The following is a 25,490-nucleotide window of genomic DNA, read 5'->3' on the forward strand; positions in this document are numbered from 1 at the left end:
ATCGAGGGTTTTGTTACAGTAAGTTAAAGACCTATGTAAAAGGAAATTTTTAAGAATCGAACTATTGACCAAATTTTAAACGCATGAAAACATTCACTCGTCGCGACTTTGGATGGACCCTTGGAAAAGGAATAACGGCCACGGCATTATTGGGCAGTACCAGTCTGGCCTGTGGCCAAAGCGCAAAAAATGAAAATAAAAAATTGGGCGTGGCCCTAGTGGGCCTCGGCAGCTACAGTACGTATCAATTGGCTCCGTCGTTGCAAGATACGGAGCACTGTTATCTGGCGGGCATCGTTACTGGAACTAAGGAAAAGGAACAAGTTTGGCAAGATAAATACGGGATACCAAAGGAGAACACCTATAATTATGACAATTTTGATACTATTGCCAATAACGAGGATATTGATATCGTATATGTGGTGCTACCAAACAGCATGCATGCAGATTTTAGCATTCGTGCAGCAAAGGCAGGGAAACATGTTATCTGCGAAAAACCCATGGCCATTAGTGTGGCCGAATGTGATGCCATCATCGATGCCTGTAACAAGGCCGGTGTGAAACTTTCAGTTGGCTATCGAATGCAGTCCGACCCGTATACGAAGGAAGTAAAAAAATATGTAGCCGAAAAGACATTTGGGAATGTTCATTTTGTTTCTTCGGATGCAGGATATATTTCCAATGGGAATCCGGATCAATGGCGACTCAATAAGGAATTATCCGGCGGAGGTGCCTTGATGAACATGGGCGTTTATTCCATACAGACCAGTATTTACGGATGTGGGTCAAACCCTTCATCGGTTTCAGCACAGGAATTTAGTACCAGACCCGATTATTTTAAGGATACGGACGAAACCATAACGGCCCAATTTGAATTTCCAAATGGTGCCGTCGCCCATATGATGACCTCCCATAATGCCAATGGAAATCGGCTAAAATCACATTGCAGCAATGGTTGGTTTGAATTGGATCCTGCCCATAGCTATGGGCCCATCAGCGGTAGAACATCCAACGGAAACGTCATCAGTTTTCCACATCAAAGGCAGCAGGCTCTTCAAATGGACGATTTTGCCAAACACATACTCATGGGAACACCAAATGTTGCCCCTGGGGAAATGGGGAAGAGGGACATGATCATTGTGGAGGCCATCTACAGGTCTATTGCGGAAGGCGGTAAGAAACAAACCTTGGATTTGGGCAATATGGGCATCGTTGGCTGAAACCAACTTACAATGAATTTATAAACGGTGAATTTACATTAAATTAAAGCCCTAACATTTAGGAAAACTAATCGTAATACATTCCTAATTTTAAGGACACCTTATAACAAGGTACCCGTTATAGTTTTGGACTATTCATAACCTGAAAACTGTAACGAAAATGAAAAAATCAAAAAATGTATTGTTTAAAATCTGTGCACTTTCCCTGCTTGGGATTGCGGCCGTTAGTTGTAATCCGGAGGATGGAATCGATGGTATGGACGGTCGTGACGGCATCGACGGTGTTGACGGAAGGGATGGGGTAGATGGTCAGGATGGCGAGGACGGACAGGACCTTACCATTGAGGAAATGGTACCTTTGACCAGTTCTGTAGTGCCTAATGATGTTTTTGAATTGAAAGGATCTTTTGCAAGTTCCGCCAATCTAAAAATGATTCTTTCTTCCGCTGATATCTTAGCATCGGATTCCACCTTTGTATACGGTTCTTATATGGACGGTGCCGCTTTGTATCCCTATGGAGATGGTACGTACGCATTTATCAACAATCTGGAGGCCGATTATTCCATTGCCCGAATCCGAATGAACTCGAATTTAGAGCCCATGGAAGGGGATTACATCGTCAATTCAACGGCCACTGCCTTTACCGCCATGTGTTCCGGTTCTTCGGTAACCGTTGAGGAACATGGATTTGGGCCTTTGTACCTTTCCGGCGGTGAATGGGGAGGAAACGCCAAAGGCGTCTACAAAGTAAATCCTTTTAGGGCCGCAGAAAATAGGGTAGAGGCCGAAAGACTTCCAGCTATGGGCGAGTGGTCCACGGAAAATGCCGTGGTAATCGGTAAGGATGCCTATCCGTCCCAAACCGTTGTGTTTATGGGAGATGATGATAGTAATAATACCTATCCACAAGCACATTTTGGAATGTACGTAGGTTCCAGAGGAGATTTGTATGGTGGAAAATTATATGTATTGAGGGGGAAAAACCCGGTGGAAACCGCACCTGGTGCAGGTGGACAATTGTTTGAAATGGGAATGGCCGAAGACATCGAGTACGATGTTGAATGGGTAGAAGTTACGGAAAGGACCTTGGCCGAATTGAACCAAGAGGCCATCGATTCATCTGCGATAGGCTTTCAGCGAATTGAGGATATTGACTGGAGAAAGGGTTCTGCCCAGGCCAACAGGGAAGTTTATTTCAATGCCACCGGAAGGATTCGGGGCGATAACCCGGACCTTAACTTGAGAGGGACCGGATTTGGTAGGGTATATAAATTGGAACTCAATCCAGATAATCCTACCGGTGACGCCAAATTGACCGTTGTGGTGGATGGTGACCTGGAAGGCGGAAAAGGTGATGGGATGCATTCGCCCGATAATATTTTGGTAACCGAAAACTATGCCTATATCCAAGAAGACCCCAACGGTTATGCTTCTTTGAATGCCGATATTTCCGGATTTGCAAAACTATGGCAATTGGATTTGAATACAGGTGCCTTTGTAGAGGTCATGGAGTGTAACCAGACCGTTGCGGCAGGATTAGGTTTGGGAACTACTACCGATATGTGGGAAATAACCGGTCTTATTGATGTAACCGATATTATTGGCGCTTCCGAGCCAACGTTCATGGGCGGTGCACAGGTACATGGATGGAGCTTTAGCGATACACCTGATACAGCGGTACGTGCGGACGGTTTGAAGTTTGTGGATCCAACGGCCATCGATGAATCCAGTGCTACCTTGGAAGGTTCCTTCCTTTTTAGAGTAACAGGCTTACCTAGATAATAGGATTTAGAATTTTATTCAAAGGGGTTTCTTACAAAAGAGACCCTTTTTGTCTATTTAAAAATTGAACGAAAATGGGAATAAAAGATTTGGGATTGATTATGGTTACCACATTTGTGTTGATGATTTCATGCAAAGGGGATACGGAACCTAAATTGTTGGCTTCAAATGAGATGGAATCCGCATTTAATGAATCGATACGAGCGCAATACTTTACTACTTTGGATAGCACGGCGCATTTTATTTCGCAAATGGATACCTTAAAGTCGGTAGCGGCCAATCGGGAATTATTTTTAAAGTCTAGAAAATGGTATAAGAGGGTAGAGCCCCTGCTCATCGCTTACGATTATGAAAATTACCTTTCCATGAACGCACCAAACCTAGTAAAGGTTGAAATAGACGATTATCAAGATGTTAAGGTGCTTCAGCCAAAAAGTTTTCAAGTTTTGGAGGAACTTTTGTTTGCCGAAGAGGGCTTTTCCAACAAGGAATTGAATACCGTATTGGAATACTTAAAAGTGCGCATACCTTTTGTTAGAAAGAATCATATATTGATTAATCAAAGAGATCGCCATCACCTCAAGATGATTCGTGATGCCGTTGTTAACATTGCGACCAAGGGCATTACAGGCTTTGATTCCCCCATGTTGTCAAATTCCTTGAACGAGGCGGTATACAATTACGAAACACTTTCCAAGGTTATCGATATGTATGAAAATGCTTTCAACGACAAATCCCTCTATCAGCAATGGAAGACCGAAATCGCCTTAACGATGAAGGATTTAAATACTTCCGATTTTGACAGTTTTGACCGTTACACCTTTATAAAAAATCATACTAACAAACAATTGGAATTGATCCATTTGACTGCCATCGATTGGGGGATTTCCATGAACACGTCCCGCACTTTAAATCCTTCCGTTACGAATCTTTTTGATAAAAACTTTTTCAATATGAAAATGTTTTCGGAACAACGGGATCCACAAATGACCCAAGATCGTATTGAATTGGGGAGAAAACTCTTCAACGACCCTTCCTTATCAAGTACCGGAACCATAAGCTGCGCAACTTGCCATATAAAGGAGAAAGCCTTTACGGACGGGCGGAAAATAGCAATCGGCATTAACAATAAAGAGCTTCAAAGAAACACTCCTACATTAAGTTACGCCGCCTATCAAACCTCGTTCTTTTTCGATGGTCGTTCGGATGGTCTCGAGGATCAAATCGTAAACGTAGCGAACAATGAGGACGAGTTTCATATCGATTTAAAACTTTTGGAACAAAAAGTTCAAGCGAATGCGGATTATAAGATTCAGTTCGATTCGTTGTTCAACGGGACCATTTCCGACCTGAATGTACGAAACGCCATTGCGACGTACATACGAAGCTTGGCTCCTTTCGATTCCAAATTTGACCGAAATATGCAGGATTTGGAAGCATCACTTACGGACGAGGAAATAGAAGGTTTCAATCTTTTTATGGGCAAGGCTGCATGCGCCACATGTCATTTTCCCCCTGCTTTCAATGGTACGGTTCCTCCCAAATACATGGAAACCGAATTTGAAAATTTGGGCGTACCCAAAACAGATGACTTTGACCATCCTGAATTGGATGAGGATATGGGACAATATTTTCCATACAAGGTAGCTGAAAAACGTAATTTTTTTAAAACTTCTACCGTTCGAAATAGTGAATTGACAGCGCCCTACATGCATAATGGCGTGTATGGCAACTTGGAAGAAGTCATCACCTTTTATAATGTGGGGGGTGGACAGGGAATGGGACTTGATGTTCCCAATCAGACTCTTCCTGCGGATTCCCTGGGGTTGACGGACAACGAATCAAAGGCCATTATCGCATTCTTAAAAACCCTGACCGATAGGGAATTCGAAAGCTTGAACTAAAATTTTTCAAAAACACCCAAACCAAAAAGAGCGAAATCATATTTTACAGGGTCAATTGGGTCGAGTCTTCTCAAACTTTTATCCAGTTCTTCCAATGCTTTGGCATCGTTCTGTTTGCGTTTGAGCAGTTTTAGTTTTCTGGCTACGTTACCAGAATGTACATCCAAGGGACAGGACAATTTGGAAGGTGATATATTTTTCCATAAACCGAAATCGACATTGGTATTTGCATCCCGAATCATCCAGCGCAAAAACATATTGATTCTTTTTGCCGCAGAACCTTTTAAGGGGTCGGAGACATGCTTCGCAATGCGCCTCTCGAATGGGAGTTCAAAGAAGCGTTCTTTAAAAAGGGAAATGGTGGGTTGCAAAGAGGTTTTACCCTGGTTTTGGGTAAAAATACCTTCAAGTCCCCCGTGATTTTCATAAATGTTCTTGAGGCTTCGAATGAAATATACCAAGTCATTTCCATTGAAGGTCCTATGAACGAAACTGTCCAAAGCATCCAAATCTGCCAGCGTATGATTCAGTACAAAGTCATAGGGGCTATTGCCCAGTAAATCCATCATCCTTTGGGCATTGTTGATGATGCTTTTTCGATTACCCCATGCAATGGTCGCCGTTAGAAAACCACTGATTTCTATATCCTCTTTTTTGTTGAACCGATGCGGAATTTGAATGGGATCCGATTCCAAAAATCTGGGATTGTTGTATTCGATTACCTTTTGGTCCAAAAATTCCTTTAGTTCCTTTTTGTTCATTCGATGGGGATATCTAATAGTTGGAACACTAAAATGGGTCCGGCCAATACGAAATTGTAAAGGGCGTGAAGGAGTATGGAATAAAGTAGGCCGAATCTGACCCTGGCAAACCCGAGTAATAGTCCCGCAGCCAACTGTGGTGCGACTAGAATAGGGGACAACGCCAGGTTTTGAAGGGTCATTTCATAGTTGGAAATGTGCATAAACCCGAAGCCTAGTGTCAATACATAAAAAATGAACGGGAAAAACTTGGAATTCTTGAACCATATCATGGGCCCTCGAAATAGCATTTCCTCAAGGACGGGAGCGCCTACGACCGCAAAAATCAATAGGTAGACCAACGGGTAATTTTCTAGAAAATCATCCATAGCATGTTTCCCAAAATCCAAATTGAAGAGGGTTTCCAATAAACCAAGTAGGAAGCTCAAAAGGACGCTTAGTGCAATAGCCAATACCACCAATTTTAGTATATATCTGAGTTTTTCCGAGGTGTTTAGGGAATCCATTTCCTCGTAAACGGGTTTTTTAAGAAACAATAGGATTTCCTCGAACATGGATTTAGGAAAGTATGACCTCTTTGTCCACAATTTTACCGTCCACCATGGTCAACTTTCTGTCGGCCATTTCAGCAAGTTCTTCGTTATGGGTAACGATTACGAAGGTTTGTCCGAATTTTTCACGAAGTTCAAAAAACAGGTTGTGGAGGTTGTCCGCACTTTCAGAATCCAAGTTGCCACTAGGTTCATCGGCAAAAATGATAGAGGGATTGTTGATCAAGGCCCGTGCCACGGCCACTCTTTGTTGCTCGCCCCCGGAAAGTTCGGCGGGTTTATGGTCATAGCGATGCGATAGTCCAAGAAAATCTAATAGTTCCTTGGCTCTTTTTTCAGCCTCTGATTTGGGTGTTTTTTTTATAAACGCCGGTAGGCATACATTTTCCAAGGCCGTAAACTCAGGTAAAAGTTGATGGAATTGAAAAATAAAGCCGATGTGTTCGTTCCTGAATTTGGCCAGTTCCTTGTCGGACAATTGGGTCGTCTCCGTTCCGTTAACTATTAAGGTGCCATCGTTGGTGTTCGTAAGAACGTCCAGTGTGCCTAAAATCTGTAAAAGCGTTGTTTTTCCGGCACCTGAGGCGCCCACTATGGAAACGATTTCGCCCTGTTTTATATGGAGGTCAACACCTTTTAACACTTCCAATTCCCCATAATATTTATGGATGTTCGTGGCTGTAATCATATCACGGATTATTGAAGTGGTGAAAATAAAGAATGGGGGTCAGATAAAAAAATCCATCGGACATTTGAGAAAGTATTTACAGTTGGAAACGCACACTATAGAAATATTTGATTTCGGTATTCGAATTTTAACGATATATTGGCTTGAATTGATGTATCAATGAATATTTTTGTTCAACGAATATTTTAATTTATTAAACATAATAAATGGCGCCATATAGAAATTTAGAGGAATACAACATGGAAATTACCGATGGAATCAAGGAAAAATTTGCATCGGTAATCGATGAAATAGGGGAGGACAAAAGTAGGGAAGGACTCTTAAAAACACCGGAAAGGGCCGCTAAAGCCATGTTGTTTCTCACGCAAGGCTACAAACAGGATGCCGAGGAAATTTTGAAGGGGGCTATGTTCAAGGAGGATTATGACGATATGGTCATTATAAAGGATATTGAACTTTATTCTTTGTGCGAGCATCATATGTTGCCATTTTTTGGTAAGGCACACATCGCCTATATTCCAAATGGACACATTGTTGGACTTAGTAAAATTCCACGGATAGTGGATGTTTTTGCCCGACGATTGCAGGTACAGGAACGACTTACCCATGATATTCTGGAATGCATCAACAATACGTTGAAGCCCAAAGGGGTGGCCGTGGTTATTGAGGCATCCCACATGTGTATGATGATGCGGGGTGTCCAAAAGCAAAATTCCGTTACTACTACATCTGGTTTTAGGGGGCAATTTGAAAAAATTGAAACCCGAAATGAATTTCTAAAATTGATCAGCTCAGATTTATCCTAAAACCTTATTATTTACGATTAGGATATTTTTAACCAATTATATCCCCTGTCTGGTCGAGCGGAGTCGAGACCTAATTTTATATAATTTTAATGACATAACTTTAGTACTACCTTGAGGCTAATGATAAAGGGTACACCCTTTCTCAAATAAAATTCCTTGTGAAACTTGGCATTGTTATTGTTCTTTTCAGTAGGTTTTTTAAATTTATGACATGTCAAAATCTACAGATAAAAAATACAAACAATTATTCCTAGGGCTTCTGTTCGATGCTATTGGAATGCTATCCTTTGCAATTCCATTTGTGGGCGAGTTTTCGGATGTCATTTGGGCCCCTTTATCGGGTTGGCTTATGACACGTATGTACAAAGGAAAAATTGGTCAGGCTGCCGGGATCATTACCTTCATTGAAGAGATTATTCCTGGTTTGGATATCATTCCAACGTTTACCATTATGTGGTTTTATACGTATGTGTTCAAGTCGGCCAAAAATAGAAAAACCATAGAGGTATAATTTCTTCCGAAATTTTAAAAAGATGTAACTTTAGGAGCAAATCCACGCATCTTGAAAAGAAGAAATTTTGTTAAAAAAGCCAGTTTTGGGGGCTTCTCTGCCATCGTTTTAAGTGATATCGTTTTTAAGGATTTACTTCCAAAAGATTATGTTCCATTGACTTTCCAGAATCCTGACCCTTTTAAAATGTTCCATAAGGACCCTGAAATGGTCCTACTTAACGATAAGCCTTGGAATATGGAAGCCAGGGCCCACTTGCTCAACGATGCCATCACACCAAACAAATACATGTTCATACGGAACAACGGCATTGTTCCAGAATCAATTGACGCGTCAAATTGGACCTTAACGATTGACGGTGAGTCGGTCAAGCAGGAGAAAACATATACGCTCTCCGAATTGAAATCAAAATTTAAAAGCCATACCTATCAATTAACTTTGGAATGTGGGGGTAATGGGCGAAGTGAATTTGATCCTCCTGCCAAAGGAAATGAGTGGACCGTAGGGGCGGTATCCTGTGCCAAATGGGCCGGAGTACGGTTGCGGGATGTATTGGAGGATGTCGGTATAAAATCCAATGCGGTGTACATAGGATACCATGGCGCCGATCTACATCTCAGTAGGAATCCCAATCTGCAGCCGATTTCCAGGGGGGTTCCCATAACCAAGGCCCTGCAGGATGAAACGCTAATTGCCTATGCCATGAACGGTGAGGATATTCCTTTGGTACATGGCTACCCATTGCGATTGGTGGCTGGTGGCTGGCCGGCATCCGTATCGGGTAAGTGGATCAATAGAATCAGCGTGAGAAATAAAATCCATGATGGTGAAAAGATGGGGGGAAGTTCCTACCGAGTCCCTTGTGAAACCGTTGCCCCGGGAGAAAAAGTCGAGGATGAGAACATGTGCATTATAGAATCCATGCCTGTTAAATCCTTGATAACCTCTCCCAAATCCGGAGCGGTAATCGAAATCGGCACCAATTTCCGAATAGCTGGCCATGCCTGGGCCGGAGAATTTGAAGTGCAGAAAATGGAATTTTCAATAGATTTTGGATCATCATGGCAGCCATGTTCCTTAAAGCGACCTGTAAACCGATTGGCATGGCAACGCTTCGAAGCCACAGTGAATTTTCCCAAAAAGGGATATTATGAGGTATGGGCAAGGGCCACCGATAGTGAAGGAAAAAAACAACCTATGGTGTTACCGGGATGGAACCCAAAGGGATACCTAAACAATGCCTGTCACAGGATTGCCGTTAAAGTGGTATAGGGCAAAGAACATCGATTAATGAAGAAAAAACCGATAATCAGTTATGTTGCCATTGCAGCTATTTTGATGCTGACCTTGGGTGCAGCTTATTTGTATAAAAAGCAATCTGAAAAAATCCAAAATGAGGATACCTACAAGGTAGCGGATGAAAATCCGGATGAAATTGTGGACGGTATTCATGTGAGAACCGGTTTGGTTGCTGCTGAAGGACTACAGGAGGTCATTACCAATTGTACGACGTGCCATTCTTCCAAATTGATCGTACAAAACAGAATGGGCAAGGAACAATGGAACGCTACCATCCGTTGGATGCAGGAAACACAGGGGCTTTGGGATTTGGGCGAAAACCAGCAAGTCATTGTGGACTACTTAACAACGAACTATCCAACCTTCAAAAAGGGTAGGAGAGCGGCCCTAACGGACATTGAGTGGTATACCTTGGATACAAAATAGTTCCAATTAGCATTTCCCAAATATCTATGTGTTCAATGGTCTAAATGAAAAAAGTCTTTCCATTGAATAGGAAAGACTTTTTTACAACTTGAACAAATTTAATAGTATCTAAAGAATTTAAACTATCGAAGAACTAAAGTGGCGTTTTACTCAACCACCAAAGTGAAGGATTGGGCAATATCTGTTTCACCACCCGCATCGGCCAAAGTTCCATCGTTTGGTTTTTTGGGTTCATGACGTAGGGTAATCTGTAAGGTTCCGCTACCTGCATCACCTGTAGTTAAAGTAAAAAGTAAGCCAACTGGGTTTCCATCACCATCCTCGTCATCGTAATCAACACTCGTAATCGCACCTGAAGCCGTAAAAAAGAATTGATGTTCTTCATCTTCTTCTTCAACTTCTGCAGTGATATCCTCCGCGGGAGTTTCCGTTTCGTTCAATAGCTCGATACTCCCATTATAGGTGGTATTTGAAACCAAGTTTCCTGAAACCGTTATTTCTGGAGGATTGGGCCCATCACCGTCCAAATCTTGGGATGTTAAAGTTACTGGGCTACCAGAAGCCGTCAATCTAACGTTCATTGTGGTTATGACCTCTTCCTCATCAATTGGTGCTGGATTGTCATCGTCATTATCACAGGACACAAAGCCAAATACAACGAAGCATAGTAAGAGAATCGATTTGATAGCGTTGTTGTTTTTCATTTTAGTTTTAATTGTATTCATAGTCATTTGTTTTTATTAATAATTATAGATTATTCTTAAATTAATGTTTCTCCCCATGTCATCAACAAAATACCGTAACCTGTTTAAATAATCCCTGTATGAGGTATTTAATAGGTTGGTCGCAGCCAATCCTACGGTTAAATCATTTTCGTTTAACAGTGAAAAAGACTTTTCCGCGTTTAAGGCGATCAAGTGATATGCCGGCGGTGGTGTATTGATGGCCAAAAGGACATCTTCTTGTTGTTCCGGTGAGAAGACGGTGATGTTTGGGGGAAATCTTTTTTGCTCAAATACGAACTGACTTTCCATGCCAAACGTAAAACTGTTCCACGAAGGAATTTTAAATTCAATACTATTGTTCAAGTTTGCCGCCGGAATATTGATCAATGGGATATCGGTAACGACATCGGTACCTCGAACCCAGGCGAATTTATGTTCCGAACGTATATTTGTGTTCCAGTTATTATATATGGAGACGTCCAATCCATACAAGGTGGCATCGGTCTGCCTGTAGGACCAAACGGGAAAGGCTCCTCTAATGGTGAATTCCGCACCCGTGGGTTCCAGTAGTATAAAATCCTTGATGCTATTGAAAAAAGGTGCAATTGTATAGCCCCAATTCTGGGCGTTTCGCTCCAAGGATATGGAAACTTTGGAGGACTTTTCACTGTTGATGCGCAAATCGCCCAATTCAATCCTTGCCGCGGAGTGGTGAAGGCCTTCACTAAACAATTCGGCTGGATTGGGCGCCCTTTGCGAATAGGTGTAATTTACCCGTAACAAATTGTCATCACCCATTTCATAATTTAGGCCGGCACTACCAGAAAAATTGTGAAAATTGAAAATTGGATTTGTGAGAAGTTGTGTCCCCAAATCCTCCAATACAATATCACTGAAATCCTGATCGTACCCCCTTTCTTCCCATCGACTGGTGCGATAGAACTTTTTAGCGTTTATCCTATTAAAGTCGTAGCGCAAACCTCCATCTACGGTCCAAGACTCATTTAGACTGTATTCGGCCACGCCAAAGGCCCCCAAATCATATTTATCATAATCTGGAATGAGTCGTCTAACGCCCGTATCGGGGTTGGCAAAGTTGTTTTGATATCTTCCCAACAGGCCTACCTTAATATCCAACCCTTGCTTCGCATCAAATTTTACATCCGTTAACAGGGAATGTGTGGTCAACTGCAAGTCCAAGGAAGCTTTGTCGGCATCATCACCAACCCGAATATCATATTCAAACCTTCGGTTTTTCTGAAAATCGTACTGTACCGTCCATTTACCAAACCCTTCCATTCTGCGGTAATAATTCAGTTTGCCAAGATGGTGTGAAACCTCTTGGTTGGGTCTGGCAATGGTATAGGTGAAATCGTTGATGACATTGGGCTGCTCACTATTAATGGACTGGATTAGGTCGTCCACATTACCAATATGCGAGGCCCTAAGGATTCCTATATCGGTATCGAAAAAGGAATAGTAGGCCTCCCAGCCTTGTATGAAGTCCCTTTTTCCAACATTGAAGGAAACCCCAATTTGCCTGATGCCTGTATTGGACAACATATAATCTGGAGCTTCCAAATCGCCCAAAAGCTTATAGGATCCTTGTGTTTTTAAATAAAGTCCGGAATCATAGGACTTGGCAATTGTGCTCGTGATATTACCTCCACGACCATTGGAGAAAAGGTTCATTTGTGTTTTTCCAAACAGCGAATCCTTTCGAACGATGGGCAATGGGTTTAAAACAATAACACCTCCAACGGCATCCCCTCCATATTCAAGTTCTGCGGCACCTTTGATGACGCTTATTTCCTGATTTGCATTGATATCCACATTGGGAGCGTGTTCATCTCCCCATTCCATATCCTGCATGCGCACGTTGTTGTTGAGTATCAAAACCCTACTACCGTTCAATCCTTGAATGACAGGTTTTACTATATTGCCACCAGTATTCAAGGTGGATACGCCCGTAATTTTCTTTAGTGCGTCTCCCAAGCTACTACCGCTACTTCGTTCGATATCCTTTTGGGACAAACGCTCTTCCTGACCGGAATTCGTGTTTTTTGGAATATTGCCAACAACCTTTACCTCTTCCAGTTCCTCCAAATGATGTTCCAAAAAAACCTTCTCAAAAGTATCTCCCTTAATTGTTAGGACCACAAACTTTGTGGTACATGACGGATGTGAAATCTCCAATTCCAGGACACCATCGCATAGGTTCCTAAAACTGAACTTACCATCTTCCTTGGAAAGCGTAGTTCTATCCTTGCCGGTTATGGAAACGGTAGCCCCGTTCAAGGGACGATTGTCATGAAAATCATATACCTCTCCCACCAAAATGGAATTACAATCCTGGGCACTTACCCTGAAGCCAGCAAATACAAAAAGTAGTATTAAATAATACCTCATTAAATGATGTTTACGCTAAATAATATCGGCAACCATAGTTTACCGATTTGAAAAGATGGAAATTAGCGTAAAATTGGGGGAGGCCTCCCGAAATGTGTATATGGAAGATTGGGAGACTTTAAAAGTTCAGTAGTCTCCTTTGTAAATTTTCTGTCGATATAAATCAGCACCAATGCCGTGAAAATTAGCACCGAAACAGTACTAAACGCTACTTGCTGATTTTGAAAGGAAAAGTAACAGGTTTCACAGTTTTCGATATTATCGGAACCATCTTGATGTGTATAAATATGAATGGAAGACACCTTGAAAAGCATCAAGGTGAATAAGACAAAAGCCGCTAGATATGTAAATAGCCTACTTCCCATAACAGCAAAACTAGCAAATGCTACCCTAATAATTGTTAAATAAAACTTAACCCTTAAACAAAAAGCCAAACCCCATTCTTTTCAGCATCTTTTTTTCAAAGGTCCAAAAGAACTTGAATTGTCCAAACAACCATCCGTAGGCCACCAAAAGTACTTGATAAAAGGGAAATATAAGAAGTATACGTAATGTCCAATAGACAATTGGACTCCACCAAGTATCCGGAAAATTGTCTTGCTCTAGTCCAATTACATCCAAAAATGGTTTTGCCACATATACCGATGAAGAACCGGTAATAGCGAAAACGATGAATATTATTATGAGTTGGAAAGTAGAGTGTATTCCCCAATGCTTCTTTAACTTCTGCATTTTTTTTGATTTGCAGGGCAAAGATAAACCCTAAATCCTAGGTAAAAAAGGTCCCAGTCTTTGATTGTATTTGCGTTGAAAATAAATAAAGTAATTATAGAGTTTATAATTGACTTCATACCCATAATCAATTTCCGATTTATAATCGATTTGCAATTCGTACAGATTTGGACTGAACTGTGCAGGTTGTAAAACTCGTCTATTCCATTCCATGACCATTAAAATATTCCTGTTTTCCAAAAAGGATTGGGAATAATAACCTTCCGGCCTGGCTATGGAATTTAGCCAAGTGTAGAAACCGGGATCTATGATTATGATTTCATATTCAGTTTCTTCATTGGCAATTCTAACAGTGTCACCCTTGGTTGACTCGAACGCCTGCCTTTCTTTATCGGAAATGGAAAGTGCCTCCTTGGTGCTTCCACAATGCGCCAATAAAAGGCCGAGCGAGAGAACGCCCATGAATTTTAATGATGTATTGAGTATTTTCCTTTTCATAATCATTAAGATACAAAAAAGCCGTTTGAACAATCAAACGGCTTCGTTAAATAAGGTTAAAAATAGCTTATTTGCCAAAAAGACCTCCCAAGAGACCTCCTAGTCCGCCTTTCTTTTTATTGCTGCCCATAACCATTCCTGCAACGTCATCCAAAATGCTTCCGTCACCATCGGCATCCAATAATGTGGTAATTAAACTTTGGTTTTGTTGCGGTTGTCCGCCCAGCATACTTCCCAAAAGGGCATTCATTCCATTGGAATCGTTGACACGGTTTTGAGAGGTTTCCCTACCCAAATAGCCCATAACGATAGGAGCGGCTATCTTAAGAATTTGACTGACCGTTCCTGCGTCCAATCCGGATTTCTGGCTTAGGGCATTTTCTACCTGCGGCTGCTTACCACCAAAAACATGGCCTAAAATCCCAGCTCCATCGTTCATTACGGAATCATCTACCCCACCTTGGAACAATCCTCCCAAATTGTCCAAAATACTTCCATCGTGCTTGCTGTTCAAAGCGCTCATCAAACCTTCCGCGCCACTTGGAGATTTTACATTTTTTTTCATAGCGCCCAAAATTAGGGGCATGGCCATGCTCAACACATCCGCCGTTTTACTTTCCGGTTGATTGGTCTGTCCTGCAACACCACTAATAACCTGTTTGCCAATTGGGCTATTCAATAAATCTAATAATCCTGCCATTTTATAGTTAATTTAATGTTCTGCCGGTAATGTACAAAAAGAGTTCAAAAAAGTCGCAATAAAGCACTATTTAAAATGTGAAATTATCTGCTCCGCCAACTCAATCCCAATTCTGTCCTGTGCTTCGTTTGTGGCACCTCCAATGTGTGGTGTCAAGGATATTTTAGGATGCATCAATATCCTGATTTCAGGCCGGGGTTCCGATTCGTACACATCCATCCCGGCAAAGGAAACCTTATCACTCTCCAAGGCGTCCACAAGTGCGACTTCATCAATTACACCTCCTCTGGCTGCATTGATAATTCCAACGCCATCTTTCATCAGGTCGAATTCTTTCTTGCCCAAAACATAGTTTTTCTGTGCGGGAACATGGACCGTTATGAAGTCCGATATCCTTAACAATTCTTCCTTATCCGTTTTTTTTAGATGGAAAGTGACGGATTGTCCGTCAAAAAAGGACAATGTTAGGGAAACATCATCCAACAATGGGTCAAAGAAGACCACTTTCATTCCGGCACCAAGGGCCAATTTTGCAACGGCCTGTCCAATCCTTCCAAATCCAATGATACCCAAAGTCTTACCGGCAAGTTCCTTTCCGTTTCCGTAGGATTTTTTTAGTTGCTTGAACTTGCTATCGCCTTCCAAAGGCATATTTCTATTGGCATCATATAAAAACCGGACACCTCCGTACAAATGGGCAAATACCAGCTCCGCTACCGACAATGAGGATGCCGAGGGCGTATTGATTACCTGGATACCTTTTTTGTGGGCATATTCCACATCGATGTTGTCCATGCCTACGCCACCACGGCCAACGAGCTTTAGGTTGGGACATGCATCGATCAAATCTTTGTTGACCTTTGTGGCACTTCGTACTAAAAGTCCGGTTACCTCGTTTTTATTTATAAAATGGCCCAGTTGTTCTTGGGCCACATTGGTAGTAATTACGTCAAATCCATTCTTCTCAAGAAGCGAAATGCCCTTCTGGGATATTCCGTCGTTCGCCAATATTTTCATCTGTTTATATTTAATATTGTTAAAAGGTCAGATGCAATTCGCCAATAACCATCAAGGTGGGTATCAAGACTTGTTATGGCTCATTTCATACGTTAAATATGTGGTCAATAGCCTGATTATTAAATATTTAATCTGGAATAAGTAATTTACTTACCATAACAACTCCCTCGATTAGGGTTTCATTTTGTTATGCTTTCCGTTCCATTTCGCTCATTACGTCCACCAGGACTCCAACACTTTCCAAGGAAAGGGCATTGTACATACTGGCCCTATATCCACCAACCGAGCGATGCCCGTTCAAACCGTTGATTCCGGCTTCTTTCAGCATGGCGTCAAACGTATCCTTAAGACCTTCTTCCGCCAAATTAAAGGTGGCGTTCATATTGGAACGGTCATTTTTGTTGGCATACCCCTCGAATACGGGATTCAAATCGATTTCCGAATACAGTAACTGGGCCTTTTTCTCGTTGATTTCCTCAATGGCGGCGATGCCTCCCATATTCTTTAGCCATTCCAAGGTGAGCATGGACGTGTAGACGGCAAAAACGGGTGGGGTGTTGTACATGCTTTCCTTATCGATATGTACTTGATAGTTCAGCATGGATGGAATTTTCCGGGACACCTTGCCCAATATTTCCTCCTTGATAACGACCAATGTGGTACCGGCAGGGCCCATATTCTTTTGTGCGCCGGCATATATCAAATCGAATTTAGAAAAATCCAGCACCCGTGAGAAAATATCGGAACTCATATCGCAGACCAACGGAGCATCGGTCGTAGGAAATTTTTTAAACTGTGTTCCAAAAATGGTATTGTTGGATGTAAGGTGTAAATAATCCAAACCAGAAGGAACCGCATATCCCTTTGGTATGTAGTTGAAATTTTCGTCCTTAGAAGACCCGACTTCCACTACCTCCCCAAAAAGTTTGGCCTCCTTGATGGCCTTATCGCTCCAAGTTCCTGTATTTAAATAGCCCGCCTTCGTTTCCAAAAGATTGTAGGCCACCATTAAAAACTCCATACTGGCACCCCCTTGTAAAAATAGGGCCTGATACCCCTTTCCCTCTAGATTTAATAATTCCAACACAAGGGAACGGGCACGTTCCATTACGGCCACAAAATCCTTACTTCGGTGAGAAATTTCTATTAAGGACAGGCCAGATCCGTTAAAATCCATAACGGCCTCAGAGGCTTTAAGGAGTACTTCCCTAGGAAGGACACAGGGACCAGCACTAAAATTATGTTTTTGCATTTTTCAATTGATTAAGGGGATAAAGGTCAGAAATTTCTATTGATTTAAGATAAAGATGGATTTAATTCTTGAGGGATGTTTTTAACAGGAATTCAACAGTATCCACTCCATCCGCATAATCCCAGAGTGCGGGTTTTTGGGATTCTCCAAAGGCGATATGGCCTGGACGGGGTTTGGAAGAAACGATGCACTGGATTTTATCGGCATCCCTCGTCAACGTAGTTTCTAGAGACTCCCAAGTTTCATAATATTCGTAAAAAAGAGTCGCAATGGGAGAGGCATAGCCGTCATCTTCCTTCAATATTAGGAAACCGTTGTCCAAAAACTTGAATTCGCTCATAAGGTACACGGCCTTGTTGTAATCATAGTTATTGGCGTATTTATTCTCGTGTATAATAGGATTAAAGGGATAAATGGCTTTGTAGAGCCGGTCAAAATCGAACCCATGGGGGACCAAGATTTTGGATACGCTTCTACATCCTAGGCCATAATACAGGAAAATATCCTCACCTAATAGCGAAAGTGTTTCGGGTGTTTCGTCGCCCTGGATTATTGCAACCGAATTTCTGTTTCTTCGGATAATGTTCGGCTTCTTGCCGAAATAATACTCAAAATAGCGGGCGGTATTGTTGCTTCCCGTAGCGATGACCGCATCATAATCGGTCAGGATTTCATCCGAAAATGAAATACGGTCTGAAAGTAAGGGGTCAGCCGATACAAGATATTCTGCCAAAAAGGGCAGCAAAAGGGTGTCGTTGCTGGATAACTTTACCAAGGCGCGGTTTCCGGTTACCAGCACGGATAAAAAATCATGGAACCCAACCAAGGGAATGTTTCCGGCCATAATGATGGCAACTGTTAAGGGGCTCGAACTTTGAATATCATACCGATCCAGCCATTTTTTCAAGTTATCGGCCTGCAACGCGTTGGACCACTGTTCAAAGGCGAATAGGATGTTCTCCTTTGTGAACCAGCCGTTATGACTGGATGCCCTACCTACCACGGCCTCCAGTTTTTGGAACCAAGTTACTTGGTCTCCTTTAATTTCATTGTTCCCTTTGGTAAATTGGCAAAAATCACCCAAAAATTCTCCGAGTTTAACAAAAGCTTTTATGCTTTCTGGTTGTTCTGCCATTATATTTGTATACAAGTTTACTAGGGTTTACTTTTGTGCAAAAGTAAGATTCTCAATTGAAAAAGTGTGGGGCAGAAGTACCCAAAGATGGTTTTAATTTTGAATCGATATTAAATAAAAATTGAATTATGGCTATAATAATAACAGACGAATGTATAAACTGTGGGGCCTGCGAGCCGGAATGTCCCAATACGGCAATTTATGAAGGAGCAGATGAGTGGCGCTATGGCGATGGTACTTCTTTGAAGGGAGACGTGGTTTTGCCCAATGGTAAGGCCGTGAACGCAGAGGATGCCCAAGAACCTATTAGCGATGAAGTATATTATATAGCACCGGATAAGTGCACGGAATGTATGGGCTTTCATGAAGAGCCACAATGCGCGGCCGTATGTCCTGTGGATTGCTGTGTGCCCGATGAGGACCACGTGGAATCAGAGGAGACCTTGCTGGCCAAACAGGCTTTCATGCATCCAGAAGATTAGACTTAATAAGTTTGATTTTCAAAGGGTCTTCAATCGTTTTACCCGAACTCTGTTCGGGTTTTTTATTTGATAGGAATAATAACAGCGTAAAAGCTATCTTTGCGCCCTGAAATAAAAGTCTATCATCTAATATCTAGTATCTAACTTCTAAAAAATGAAAGCAGGAATCGTGGGATTGCCCAATGTGGGAAAATCGACCCTATTTAATTGTTTGTCCAACGCGAAGGCACAAAGTGCCAATTTTCCGTTTTGTACCATAGAGCCGAATATTGGTGTGGTAAACGTCCCTGACACACGGTTGGAAAAACTGGAGGAGTTGGTAAAACCGGAACGTGTGGTGCCTGCGACCGTGGAAATCGTGGATATTGCCGGTTTGGTAAAAGGAGCCAGCAAGGGTGAAGGTTTGGGAAACCAGTTTTTGGGAAATATCCGTGAGACCGATGCTATCCTACACGTATTAAGATGTTTTGATAACGAAAATATCGTCCATGTTGATGGAAGTGTGAATCCGATCCGGGATAAGGAAACCATTGACATGGAACTTCAATTAAAGGATTTGGAGACGGTGGACAAAAAATTGGACAAGGTAAAAAGAGCGGCCAAAACAGGAAATAAGGAAGCACAAAAGGAAGAGGTAGTTTTGATGGCGATTAAAAATGGCCTGGAATCCGGGGTTTCCGTTAGGGCCATCGAAATATCCAATGAAGATAGGACGGAATTCGTGAAACCACTACAGTTCATAACAGACAAGCCCGTAATGTATGTGTGCAATGTGGATGAAGAGTCGGCATCCACAGGAAATGCCTATGTGGAAAAAGTAAAGGAGGCCGTTGCCAACGAAAATGCAGAAGTGATTTTTTTGGCCGTAGGTACAGAGGCCGATATAACCGAGTTAGAGACGTACGAAGAACGGCAAATGTTTCTGGAAGACCTTGGTTTGAAAGAGCCGGGATCTGCAAAATTGATACGTGGTGCATACCGACTCCTAAATCTTGAAACCTATTTTACAGCGGGAGTAAAGGAAGTTAGGGCTTGGACCATTCCAGTAGGAGCGACGGCACCCCAAGCAGCCGGAGTCATTCATACCGAATTTGAAAAAGGTTTCATCCGCGCCGAAGTAATCGCCTATGACGACTATGTGAAATTTGGCAGCGAGGCCAAGGTGAAGGAAGCAGGTAAAATGCGTGTGGAAGGCAAGGAATACATCGTTAAGGATGGTGACGTAATGCACTTTAGATTCAATGTGTAAAGTCCCCTATCTCCCAAAGGGGCAAACCTATTTTACTTAAAACCTGCTTTAAATTGGTTTCATTGGCTGTTCTTTTCAATATGAATACTTCAATTTACACCAATACATCACCTTTCAGGATAAAAAAATTGGTTTGTGGGCATGTTGAAAAACATGGGCTTTATAATTTTCCCTTGGAGGACAGGTAGCTACTATATCAACAATACGGGGCCATCTATTGTTAATTACTTTACTGTTAAGGGGTTTTATCTTTATGCGAGTCATGCTATCTTTAACCACACTTTCATAAATTTTAGTTAAATGTCCCAAGAATCTCAGTATACAGAAGATAACATACGCTCGCTCGACTGGAAAGAACACATCAGATTGCGGCCTGGGATGTATATCGGAAAATTGGGGGACGGTTCTTCGGCAGACGACGGAATCTATATTCTGCTCAAGGAAGTCATTGATAACTGTATCGACGAGTTCGTTATGGGCGCCGGAAAGACCATTGAGATTACAATCAAGGACAAGACCGTTAAGGTTCGGGACTATGGTAGGGGCATACCTTTGGGCAAGGTGGTGGATGTTGTTTCCAAAATGAACACCGGGGGTAAGTATGACAGTCGTGCTTTTAAGAAATCCGTAGGACTTAACGGTGTGGGTACAAAGGCTGTGAATGCCCTTTCCAGTTTTTTTGAGGTCCAGTCCTCTAGGGACAATCAGGTAAAGACCGCACAATTCAGTTTTGGGAATCTGGATAAGGAGGAAGGCCCGGAAGATACTTCCAAAAGAAAGGGAACCAAGGTCACTTTCGTTCCGGACGAAAGTATTTTTAAAAATTACAAGTACCGGAACGAGTATGTGGAGCGCATGCTCAAAAACTATGTATACCTAAATCCAGGGTTGACCATCGTTTTTAATGGTGAGAAATTCCATTCGGAAAATGGGCTAAAGGATCTATTGGAGGACAATAACAATATGGATGACATGCTGTACCCCGTTATCCATTTGAAAGGGGATGATATAGAGGTCGCGATTACACATAGCAAGACGCAGTACAGCGAGGAATACCATTCCTTTGTCAACGGACAGCACACCACCCAAGGAGGTACCCACCAAGCGGCTTTTAGGGAAGCCATTGTAAAGACGATTCGTGATTTCTATGGGAAGAACTATGATGCCTCGGATGTGCGCAAATCGATTATTTCGGCCATCTCCATCAAGGTCATGGAACCCGTCTTTGAAAGTCAGACCAAAACGAAATTGGGCTCCACGGAAATGGGAGGCGATTTTCCAACGGTTAGGACCTACATAAACGACTTTTTAGGTACCCAGTTGGATAATTATCTACACAAAAATCCGGAGACAGCTGATAAACTCCAGCGTAAGATCATCATGGCGGAGAAGGAACGTAAGGAACTTTCCGGAATCCGAAAATTGGCCAGGGACCGAGCCAAAAAAGCCAGCCTGCACAATAAAAAATTACGGGATTGCAGGGTGCATCTGGGGGATATGAAAAATGAGCGAAGGTTGGAAAGCACCCTATTTATTACGGAGGGGGATTCGGCTTCCGGTTCCATTACAAAATCCCGGGACGTGAATACCCAAGCCGTTTTCAGCCTACGTGGCAAGCCATTGAATTCCTATGGCATGTCCAAAAAAATCGTTTATGAAAACGAGGAGTTCAACTTGCTGCAAGCTGCACTGAATATAGAGGAATCCATGGAGGACCTTCGGTATAACAATATTGTAATCGCTACCGATGCCGATGTGGACGGAATGCACATTAGGTTATTGCTCATCACTTTTTTCCTGCAGTTTTTTCCCGAATTGATCAAGGAAAATCATCTGTACATTCTCCAAACCCCGTTGTTCAGGGTTCGGAACAAGAAAGAGACCATATATTGCTATAGTGACGAGGAGCGTCAATTGGCCATTCAAAAACTTTCCGGCAAGCCTGAAATAACGCGGTTCAAGGGCTTGGGCGAAATTTCCCCAGATGAATTCAAGCATTTTATTGGGGACGACATTCGGTTGGAGCCGGTAATGTTGGACAAGGCCATGTCCATAGAGGAATTGCTGAATTTTTACATGGGCAAAAATACACCGGATAGACAGGAATTCATCATAGAAAACTTAAAAGTGGAGATTGACCTTGTGGAGGAAAATCAAAAATAAATTAGAAATACGATTGCTTCTGAATGGAAGAAAATGCAGCATTGAACGACGGTCAGAACGATAATCTATCTGAAGGTCAACAACCAAACAAAGACGAATCTTCCGATGCCCTTACCAGGGTTACCGGTATGTATAAGGATTGGTTTTTGGACTACGCTTCTTATGTTATTTTGGAACGTGCCGTTCCCGCCATTGAGGACGGGTTTAAGCCAGTTCAACGGCGTATCATGCATTCGCTCAAGGAATTGGATGACGGTAGGTATAACAAGGTCGCGAACGTTGTGGGGCATACCATGCAGTATCATCCCCATGGGGATGCCAGTATTGCCGATGCCATGGTTCAAATCGGGCAAAAGGATTTATTGATCGATACCCAAGGGAACTGGGGAAACATTCTTACTGGAGATAGTGCCGCAGCATCAAGATACATAGAGGCCAGATTGTCCAAATTTGCCTTGGAGGTCGTTTACAGTCCTAAGATCACCGAGTGGCAATTAAGTTATGACGGTAGAAAAAAGGAACCTGTAAACCTACCGGTAAAATTTCCGCTTTTGTTGGCCCAAGGGGCGGAAGGTATTGCTGTGGGGCTTTCGACCAAAATCCTGCCGCATAATTTCATCGAGCTGATAGATGCCTCCATAAAACACCTAAAAGGAAAGCGTTTTACGTTGTTTCCCGATTTTCCAACCGCCGGGATTATCGATGTAAGCAATTACAATGACGGATTACGTGGAGGGAAGATTCGGGTGCGTGCAAGAATTTCCCAATTGGATAAGAATAGTCTGGTTATCAGCGAAATACCCTATGGAACCAATACCTCTACGTTAATCGATTCCATCCTAAAGGCGAATGAAAAGGGGAAGATTAAGATCAAGAAAATCGAGGACAATACCGCTGCGGAAGTAGAGATTTTAGTCCACCTGCCATCCGGGATTTCGCCCGATAAGACTATAGATGCACTGTATGCCTTTACGGCCTGCGAATCCTCCATTTCTCCTTTAGGCTGTATTATTGAAGATAATAAACCATTGTTTATCGGAGTAACGGAAATGCTGAAACGTTCTACGGATGCTACGGTAGAACTGTTGCGGCAGGAATTGGAAATCCAGCTTTCTGAGTTGGAGGAACAATGGCACTTCGCTTCGCTTGAAAGAATCTTTATAGAAAATCGGATTTATCGGGATATCGAGGAAGAGGAAACTTGGGAAGGCGTCATCACTGCCATTGACAAAGGCTTAAAACCCCATACCACGCATTTGAGGCGTCCCGTCACCGAGGAGGATATCGTTCGCCTGACCGAAATCAGGATAAAACGGATTTCCAAGTTCGATTTGGACAAGGCCCAACAACATTTGGAAAGCCTTGAGGAGAAAATCGCCCAAGTAAAGCACCATTTGGAACATTTGGTCGAATTTGCCATAGACTACTTTAAAAACTTAAAGGAAACCTATGGTAAAGGCAAGGAGCGAAAATCCGAAATACGCATTTTCGATGATATCGAGGCAACAAAAGTGGTTATTAGAAATACCAAGCTCTATGTTAATAGGGAGGAAGGTTTTGTGGGGACTTCATTAAAGCGCGACGAATATGTGACGGACTGCAGCGATATTGACGATATCATAGTATTTACTAGGGATGGTTCCATGCAGGTAACCAAGGTAGACGCCAAGACTTTTGTGGGTAAGAACATTATCCACGTAGCCGTTTTTAAGAAAAAGGACAAGCGCACTATTTATAACATGATTTATAAAGATGGTAAAGGAGGCCCCTCCTATATTAAAAGGTTCAATGTCACTTCCATTACAAGGGACAAAAGCTATGATTTGACGGCAGGCACCCCCAATTCACAGGTATTATATTTTTCAGCCAATCCTAATGGGGAAGCCGAAGTGGTTACCGTGAATCTGAGGCAAGCTGGAAGCATCAAAAAATTGAAGTGGGATATCGATTTTGCCGATGTACTTATTAAAGGCAGAAGCTCCAAAGGGAATGTGGTGACCAAATATTCCGTGAAGCGTATAGAGCTCAAGGAAAAGGGCGTTTCAACGTTAAAACCCAGAAAGATCTGGTTTGATGATGTCGTCCGAAGATTGAATGTTGACGGTAGGGGAGAACTCATAGGGGAATTTAAGGGAGATGACCTTTTGCTGATTATTACACAAAAAGGGGTCGTGAAAACCATTCAGCCCGTATTGACTTCCCATTTTGACGAGGATATGATCGTTCTGGAAAAATACAATCCCAACAAACCAATCTCGGCCATTTATTGGGAAGGTGAAAAGGAACGTTTTTATGTGAAAAGGTTCCATGTTGAAAACGAAAATAAGGAGGAAACCTTCATAACTGATCACTCAAAGTCGTATTTGGAAATCGTTTCAACCGATTGGCTTCCGGTGGTAGAAGTTGAATTCCCCAAACCCAGGGGCAAGGATCCAAAGGAAAATCTGAGGGTGGAACTGGAGGATTTTATAGCAGTTAAGGGAATCAAGGCTATGGGCAATCAACTGACACCTGAGAAAGTAAAAAATATCAACCTGTTGGATCCGCTGCCTTATGAGGAAAAGGAACCCGAAGATGCCGAGGATATTGAAGTGGTGGATGAGGAAAATATTTCTCCAGAAGAAAATGGAAATGATGGCTCAGGGCCTACAAGTAAGTACGACAGTGATGAAAAGGACGGCGAGCAGGGTGAAGGTCAAACTACTTTATTTTAATTTAGGTAATACATGAAAAGTCTGTTCAAAGAGTTCAAGGATTTTGCAGTTAAAGGCAATATGATAGACATGGCCATTGGTATCATCATTGGTACCGCCTTTAATGAAGTGGTAAATACCTTGGTCAAGAAGGTCATTATGCCGCCTTTATCATTGATGACGGATGATGTTAATCTTAGTAATAAGAAATGGATTTTACGGGAAGCAACTGAAGCCATGGAAGAAGTAGCAATTGGTTATGGGGAATTTATTGAAGTTATCCTAGATTTCGGAATCATAGCCTTTACCATCTTTGTAATGCTCAAGTTCATAAATAGGTTCAAGGAAAAATCTGAAGATCCCGCCAATGCGGAGGTGGTGACTCCAAAAAACATCGAGCTGCTGTCAAATTTGGAAAGTTTAATGAAAGAGCAGAATACCATCCTAAAAAATCAACAGCAACGCTAATTTTTTGAATTATTTATA

General features: G+C 42.2%; 23 protein-coding genes. 12 read left to right on the top strand and 11 right to left on the bottom strand.

Annotation, left to right across the window (positions count from 1 at the left end; genetic code table 11):
* Positions 1-83: 83 nt before the first annotated feature.
* The 3 genes from FEK29_RS08965 to FEK29_RS08975 all read left to right on the top strand — a co-directional run bounded on the left by FEK29_RS08965 (position 84) and on the right by FEK29_RS08975 (position 4,907).
* Positions 84-1,220, top strand: coding sequence for a Gfo/Idh/MocA family protein (locus FEK29_RS08965; protein ID WP_138258091.1), 1,137 nt, complete (start codon positions 84-86; stop codon positions 1,218-1,220).
* 160 nt (positions 1,221-1,380) lie between these two features.
* The gene (locus FEK29_RS08970) at positions 1,381-3,003 is read left to right on the top strand and encodes an alkaline phosphatase PhoX (protein WP_161595338.1); all 1,623 of its coding nucleotides are present in this window, start codon (positions 1,381-1,383) and stop codon (positions 3,001-3,003) included.
* 74 nt (positions 3,004-3,077) lie between these two features.
* Complete coding sequence (locus tag FEK29_RS08975; RefSeq protein WP_138258093.1) at positions 3,078-4,907, top strand: cytochrome-c peroxidase; 1,830 nt, start codon at positions 3,078-3,080, stop codon at positions 4,905-4,907.
* On the opposite strand, the gene FEK29_RS08980 is transcribed toward FEK29_RS08975, so the two are convergent.
* The 3 genes from FEK29_RS08980 to FEK29_RS08990 are packed head-to-tail and all read right to left on the bottom strand — an operon-like array spanning position 4,904 to position 6,907.
* The gene (locus FEK29_RS08980) at positions 4,904-5,668 is read right to left on the bottom strand and encodes a TIGR02757 family protein (protein WP_138258094.1); all 765 of its coding nucleotides are present in this window, start codon (positions 5,666-5,668) and stop codon (positions 4,904-4,906) included. The two genes, FEK29_RS08975 and FEK29_RS08980, sit on opposite strands and share 4 nt — an antisense overlap.
* Positions 5,665-6,222, bottom strand: coding sequence for a CPBP family intramembrane glutamic endopeptidase (locus FEK29_RS08985; protein ID WP_138258095.1), 558 nt, complete (start codon positions 6,220-6,222; stop codon positions 5,665-5,667). Before FEK29_RS08985 ends, FEK29_RS08980 begins: the two co-directional genes overlap by 4 nt.
* 4 nt (positions 6,223-6,226) lie before the next feature.
* Positions 6,227-6,907 (bottom strand): ABC transporter ATP-binding protein, encoded by a 681-nt coding sequence (locus FEK29_RS08990; RefSeq protein ID WP_138258096.1) that lies wholly within the window; start codon positions 6,905-6,907, stop codon positions 6,227-6,229.
* 206 nt (positions 6,908-7,113) lie between these two features.
* Between FEK29_RS08990 and folE the strand changes: the two genes are divergently transcribed.
* The 4 genes from folE (at position 7,114) to FEK29_RS09010 (ending at position 9,949) form a co-directional block, all read left to right on the top strand.
* Positions 7,114-7,713, top strand: coding sequence for a GTP cyclohydrolase I FolE (gene folE / locus FEK29_RS08995; RefSeq protein ID WP_138258097.1), 600 nt, complete (start codon positions 7,114-7,116; stop codon positions 7,711-7,713).
* A 211-nt stretch (positions 7,714-7,924) separates the two neighbouring features.
* Positions 7,925-8,224, top strand: coding sequence for a hypothetical protein (locus tag FEK29_RS09000; protein ID WP_138258098.1), 300 nt, complete (start codon positions 7,925-7,927; stop codon positions 8,222-8,224).
* A 51-nt stretch (positions 8,225-8,275) separates the two neighbouring features.
* The gene (locus FEK29_RS09005) at positions 8,276-9,496 is read left to right on the top strand and encodes a sulfite oxidase (RefSeq protein ID WP_138258099.1); all 1,221 of its coding nucleotides are present in this window, start codon (positions 8,276-8,278) and stop codon (positions 9,494-9,496) included.
* 18 nt (positions 9,497-9,514) lie between these two features.
* A complete protein-coding gene (locus FEK29_RS09010; RefSeq protein ID WP_138258100.1) occupies positions 9,515-9,949 on the top strand; it encodes a monoheme cytochrome C in 435 nt (144 codons plus the stop codon).
* A 146-nt stretch (positions 9,950-10,095) separates the two neighbouring features.
* Here the strand turns inward: FEK29_RS09010 and FEK29_RS09015 are convergent, their stop codons facing one another.
* The 8 genes from FEK29_RS09015 to FEK29_RS09050 all read right to left on the bottom strand — a co-directional run bounded on the left by FEK29_RS09015 (position 10,096) and on the right by FEK29_RS09050 (position 18,417).
* The gene (locus FEK29_RS09015) at positions 10,096-10,674 is read right to left on the bottom strand and encodes a type 1 periplasmic binding fold superfamily protein (RefSeq protein WP_394347771.1); all 579 of its coding nucleotides are present in this window, start codon (positions 10,672-10,674) and stop codon (positions 10,096-10,098) included.
* 15 nt (positions 10,675-10,689) lie between these two features.
* Positions 10,690-13,083 carry a TonB-dependent receptor gene (locus FEK29_RS09020; protein ID WP_138258101.1) on the bottom strand — a complete coding sequence of 798 codons (2,394 nt, stop codon included), beginning with the start codon at positions 13,081-13,083 and terminating at the stop codon, positions 10,690-10,692.
* Between the two features lie 411 nt (positions 13,084-13,494).
* On the bottom strand, positions 13,495-13,815 hold the full coding sequence (locus FEK29_RS09025) for a DUF6787 family protein (RefSeq protein WP_138258102.1): 321 nt from the start codon (positions 13,813-13,815) through the stop codon (positions 13,495-13,497).
* A 30-nt stretch (positions 13,816-13,845) separates the two neighbouring features.
* Positions 13,846-14,313, bottom strand: coding sequence for a DUF6146 family protein (locus FEK29_RS09030; RefSeq protein WP_138258103.1), 468 nt, complete (start codon positions 14,311-14,313; stop codon positions 13,846-13,848).
* A gap of 67 nt (positions 14,314-14,380) precedes the next feature.
* The gene (locus tag FEK29_RS09035; protein ID WP_138258104.1) at positions 14,381-15,013 is read right to left on the bottom strand and encodes a DUF937 domain-containing protein; all 633 of its coding nucleotides are present in this window, start codon (positions 15,011-15,013) and stop codon (positions 14,381-14,383) included.
* Positions 15,014-15,079: 66 nt separating this feature from the next.
* Positions 15,080-16,030, bottom strand: a complete 951-nt coding sequence (locus FEK29_RS09040; RefSeq protein WP_138258105.1) for a D-2-hydroxyacid dehydrogenase — start codon at positions 16,028-16,030, stop codon at positions 15,080-15,082.
* Positions 16,031-16,217: 187 nt separating this feature from the next.
* Complete coding sequence (gene serC, locus FEK29_RS09045; RefSeq protein WP_138258106.1) at positions 16,218-17,282, bottom strand: 3-phosphoserine/phosphohydroxythreonine transaminase; 1,065 nt, start codon at positions 17,280-17,282, stop codon at positions 16,218-16,220.
* 61 nt (positions 17,283-17,343) lie between these two features.
* Positions 17,344-18,417, bottom strand: coding sequence for an acyl-CoA reductase (locus FEK29_RS09050; protein WP_138258107.1), 1,074 nt, complete (start codon positions 18,415-18,417; stop codon positions 17,344-17,346).
* Positions 18,418-18,545: 128 nt separating this feature from the next.
* Between FEK29_RS09050 and FEK29_RS09055 the strand changes: the two genes are divergently transcribed.
* The 5 genes from FEK29_RS09055 (at position 18,546) to mscL (ending at position 25,472) form a co-directional block, all read left to right on the top strand.
* Positions 18,546-18,899: a 4Fe-4S dicluster domain-containing protein gene (locus FEK29_RS09055; protein WP_138258108.1), complete on the top strand. Its 354-nt coding sequence runs from the start codon at positions 18,546-18,548 to the stop codon at positions 18,897-18,899.
* 154 nt (positions 18,900-19,053) lie between these two features.
* A complete protein-coding gene (gene ychF / locus FEK29_RS09060; protein WP_138258109.1) occupies positions 19,054-20,148 on the top strand; it encodes a redox-regulated ATPase YchF in 1,095 nt (364 codons plus the stop codon).
* A gap of 300 nt (positions 20,149-20,448) precedes the next feature.
* Positions 20,449-22,311 carry a DNA topoisomerase IV subunit B gene (locus FEK29_RS09065; protein WP_138258110.1) on the top strand — a complete coding sequence of 621 codons (1,863 nt, stop codon included), beginning with the start codon at positions 20,449-20,451 and terminating at the stop codon, positions 22,309-22,311.
* A 23-nt stretch (positions 22,312-22,334) separates the two neighbouring features.
* Positions 22,335-25,025 carry a DNA gyrase/topoisomerase IV subunit A gene (locus FEK29_RS09070; protein WP_138258111.1) on the top strand — a complete coding sequence of 897 codons (2,691 nt, stop codon included), beginning with the start codon at positions 22,335-22,337 and terminating at the stop codon, positions 25,023-25,025.
* Between the two features lie 12 nt (positions 25,026-25,037).
* Positions 25,038-25,472, top strand: coding sequence for a large-conductance mechanosensitive channel protein MscL (gene mscL / locus FEK29_RS09075; protein WP_138258112.1), 435 nt, complete (start codon positions 25,038-25,040; stop codon positions 25,470-25,472).
* The last annotated feature ends 18 nt before the right edge of the window (positions 25,473-25,490 follow it).

Origin of the sequence: Maribacter aurantiacus (assembly GCF_005780245.1) — a bacterium.
Taxonomy (GTDB): Bacteria; Bacteroidota; Bacteroidia; order Flavobacteriales; family Flavobacteriaceae; genus Maribacter; species Maribacter flavus.

Excerpts from the sequence above, each read along its gene's own strand:
- folE (WP_138258097.1), top strand. The coding sequence starts at position 7,114 with ATGGCGCCATATAGAAATTTAGAGGAATACAACATGGAAATTACCGAT.
- FEK29_RS09010 (WP_138258100.1), top strand. The coding sequence starts at position 9,515 with ATGAAGAAAAAACCGATAATCAGTTATGTTGCCATTGCAGCTATTTTG.
- mscL (WP_138258112.1), top strand. The coding sequence starts at position 25,038 with ATGAAAAGTCTGTTCAAAGAGTTCAAGGATTTTGCAGTTAAAGGCAAT.
- FEK29_RS09030 (WP_138258103.1), bottom strand. The coding sequence starts at position 14,313 with ATGAAAAGGAAAATACTCAATACATCATTAAAATTCATGGGCGTTCTC.
- FEK29_RS08990 (WP_138258096.1), bottom strand. The coding sequence starts at position 6,907 with ATGATTACAGCCACGAACATCCATAAATATTATGGGGAATTGGAAGTG.
- FEK29_RS08970 (WP_161595338.1), top strand. The coding sequence starts at position 1,381 with ATGAAAAAATCAAAAAATGTATTGTTTAAAATCTGTGCACTTTCCCTG.
- FEK29_RS09055 (WP_138258108.1), top strand. The coding sequence starts at position 18,546 with ATGGCTATAATAATAACAGACGAATGTATAAACTGTGGGGCCTGCGAG.
- serC (WP_138258106.1), bottom strand. The coding sequence starts at position 17,282 with ATGCAAAAACATAATTTTAGTGCTGGTCCCTGTGTCCTTCCTAGGGAA.
- ychF (WP_138258109.1), top strand. The coding sequence starts at position 19,054 with ATGAAAGCAGGAATCGTGGGATTGCCCAATGTGGGAAAATCGACCCTA.
- FEK29_RS08975 (WP_138258093.1), top strand. The coding sequence starts at position 3,078 with ATGGGAATAAAAGATTTGGGATTGATTATGGTTACCACATTTGTGTTG.
- FEK29_RS09020 (WP_138258101.1), bottom strand. The coding sequence starts at position 13,083 with ATGAGGTATTATTTAATACTACTTTTTGTATTTGCTGGCTTCAGGGTA.
- FEK29_RS09065 (WP_138258110.1), top strand. The coding sequence starts at position 20,449 with ATGTCCCAAGAATCTCAGTATACAGAAGATAACATACGCTCGCTCGAC.
- FEK29_RS09070 (WP_138258111.1), top strand. The coding sequence starts at position 22,335 with ATGGAAGAAAATGCAGCATTGAACGACGGTCAGAACGATAATCTATCT.
- FEK29_RS08985 (WP_138258095.1), bottom strand. The coding sequence starts at position 6,222 with ATGTTCGAGGAAATCCTATTGTTTCTTAAAAAACCCGTTTACGAGGAA.
- FEK29_RS09040 (WP_138258105.1), bottom strand. The coding sequence starts at position 16,030 with ATGAAAATATTGGCGAACGACGGAATATCCCAGAAGGGCATTTCGCTT.
- FEK29_RS09025 (WP_138258102.1), bottom strand. The coding sequence starts at position 13,815 with ATGCAGAAGTTAAAGAAGCATTGGGGAATACACTCTACTTTCCAACTC.
- FEK29_RS09015 (WP_394347771.1), bottom strand. The coding sequence starts at position 10,674 with ATGAATACAATTAAAACTAAAATGAAAAACAACAACGCTATCAAATCG.
- FEK29_RS09050 (WP_138258107.1), bottom strand. The coding sequence starts at position 18,417 with ATGGCAGAACAACCAGAAAGCATAAAAGCTTTTGTTAAACTCGGAGAA.
- FEK29_RS09000 (WP_138258098.1), top strand. The coding sequence starts at position 7,925 with ATGTCAAAATCTACAGATAAAAAATACAAACAATTATTCCTAGGGCTT.
- FEK29_RS08980 (WP_138258094.1), bottom strand. The coding sequence starts at position 5,668 with ATGAACAAAAAGGAACTAAAGGAATTTTTGGACCAAAAGGTAATCGAA.
- FEK29_RS08965 (WP_138258091.1), top strand. The coding sequence starts at position 84 with ATGAAAACATTCACTCGTCGCGACTTTGGATGGACCCTTGGAAAAGGA.
- FEK29_RS09035 (WP_138258104.1), bottom strand. The coding sequence starts at position 15,013 with ATGGCAGGATTATTAGATTTATTGAATAGCCCAATTGGCAAACAGGTT.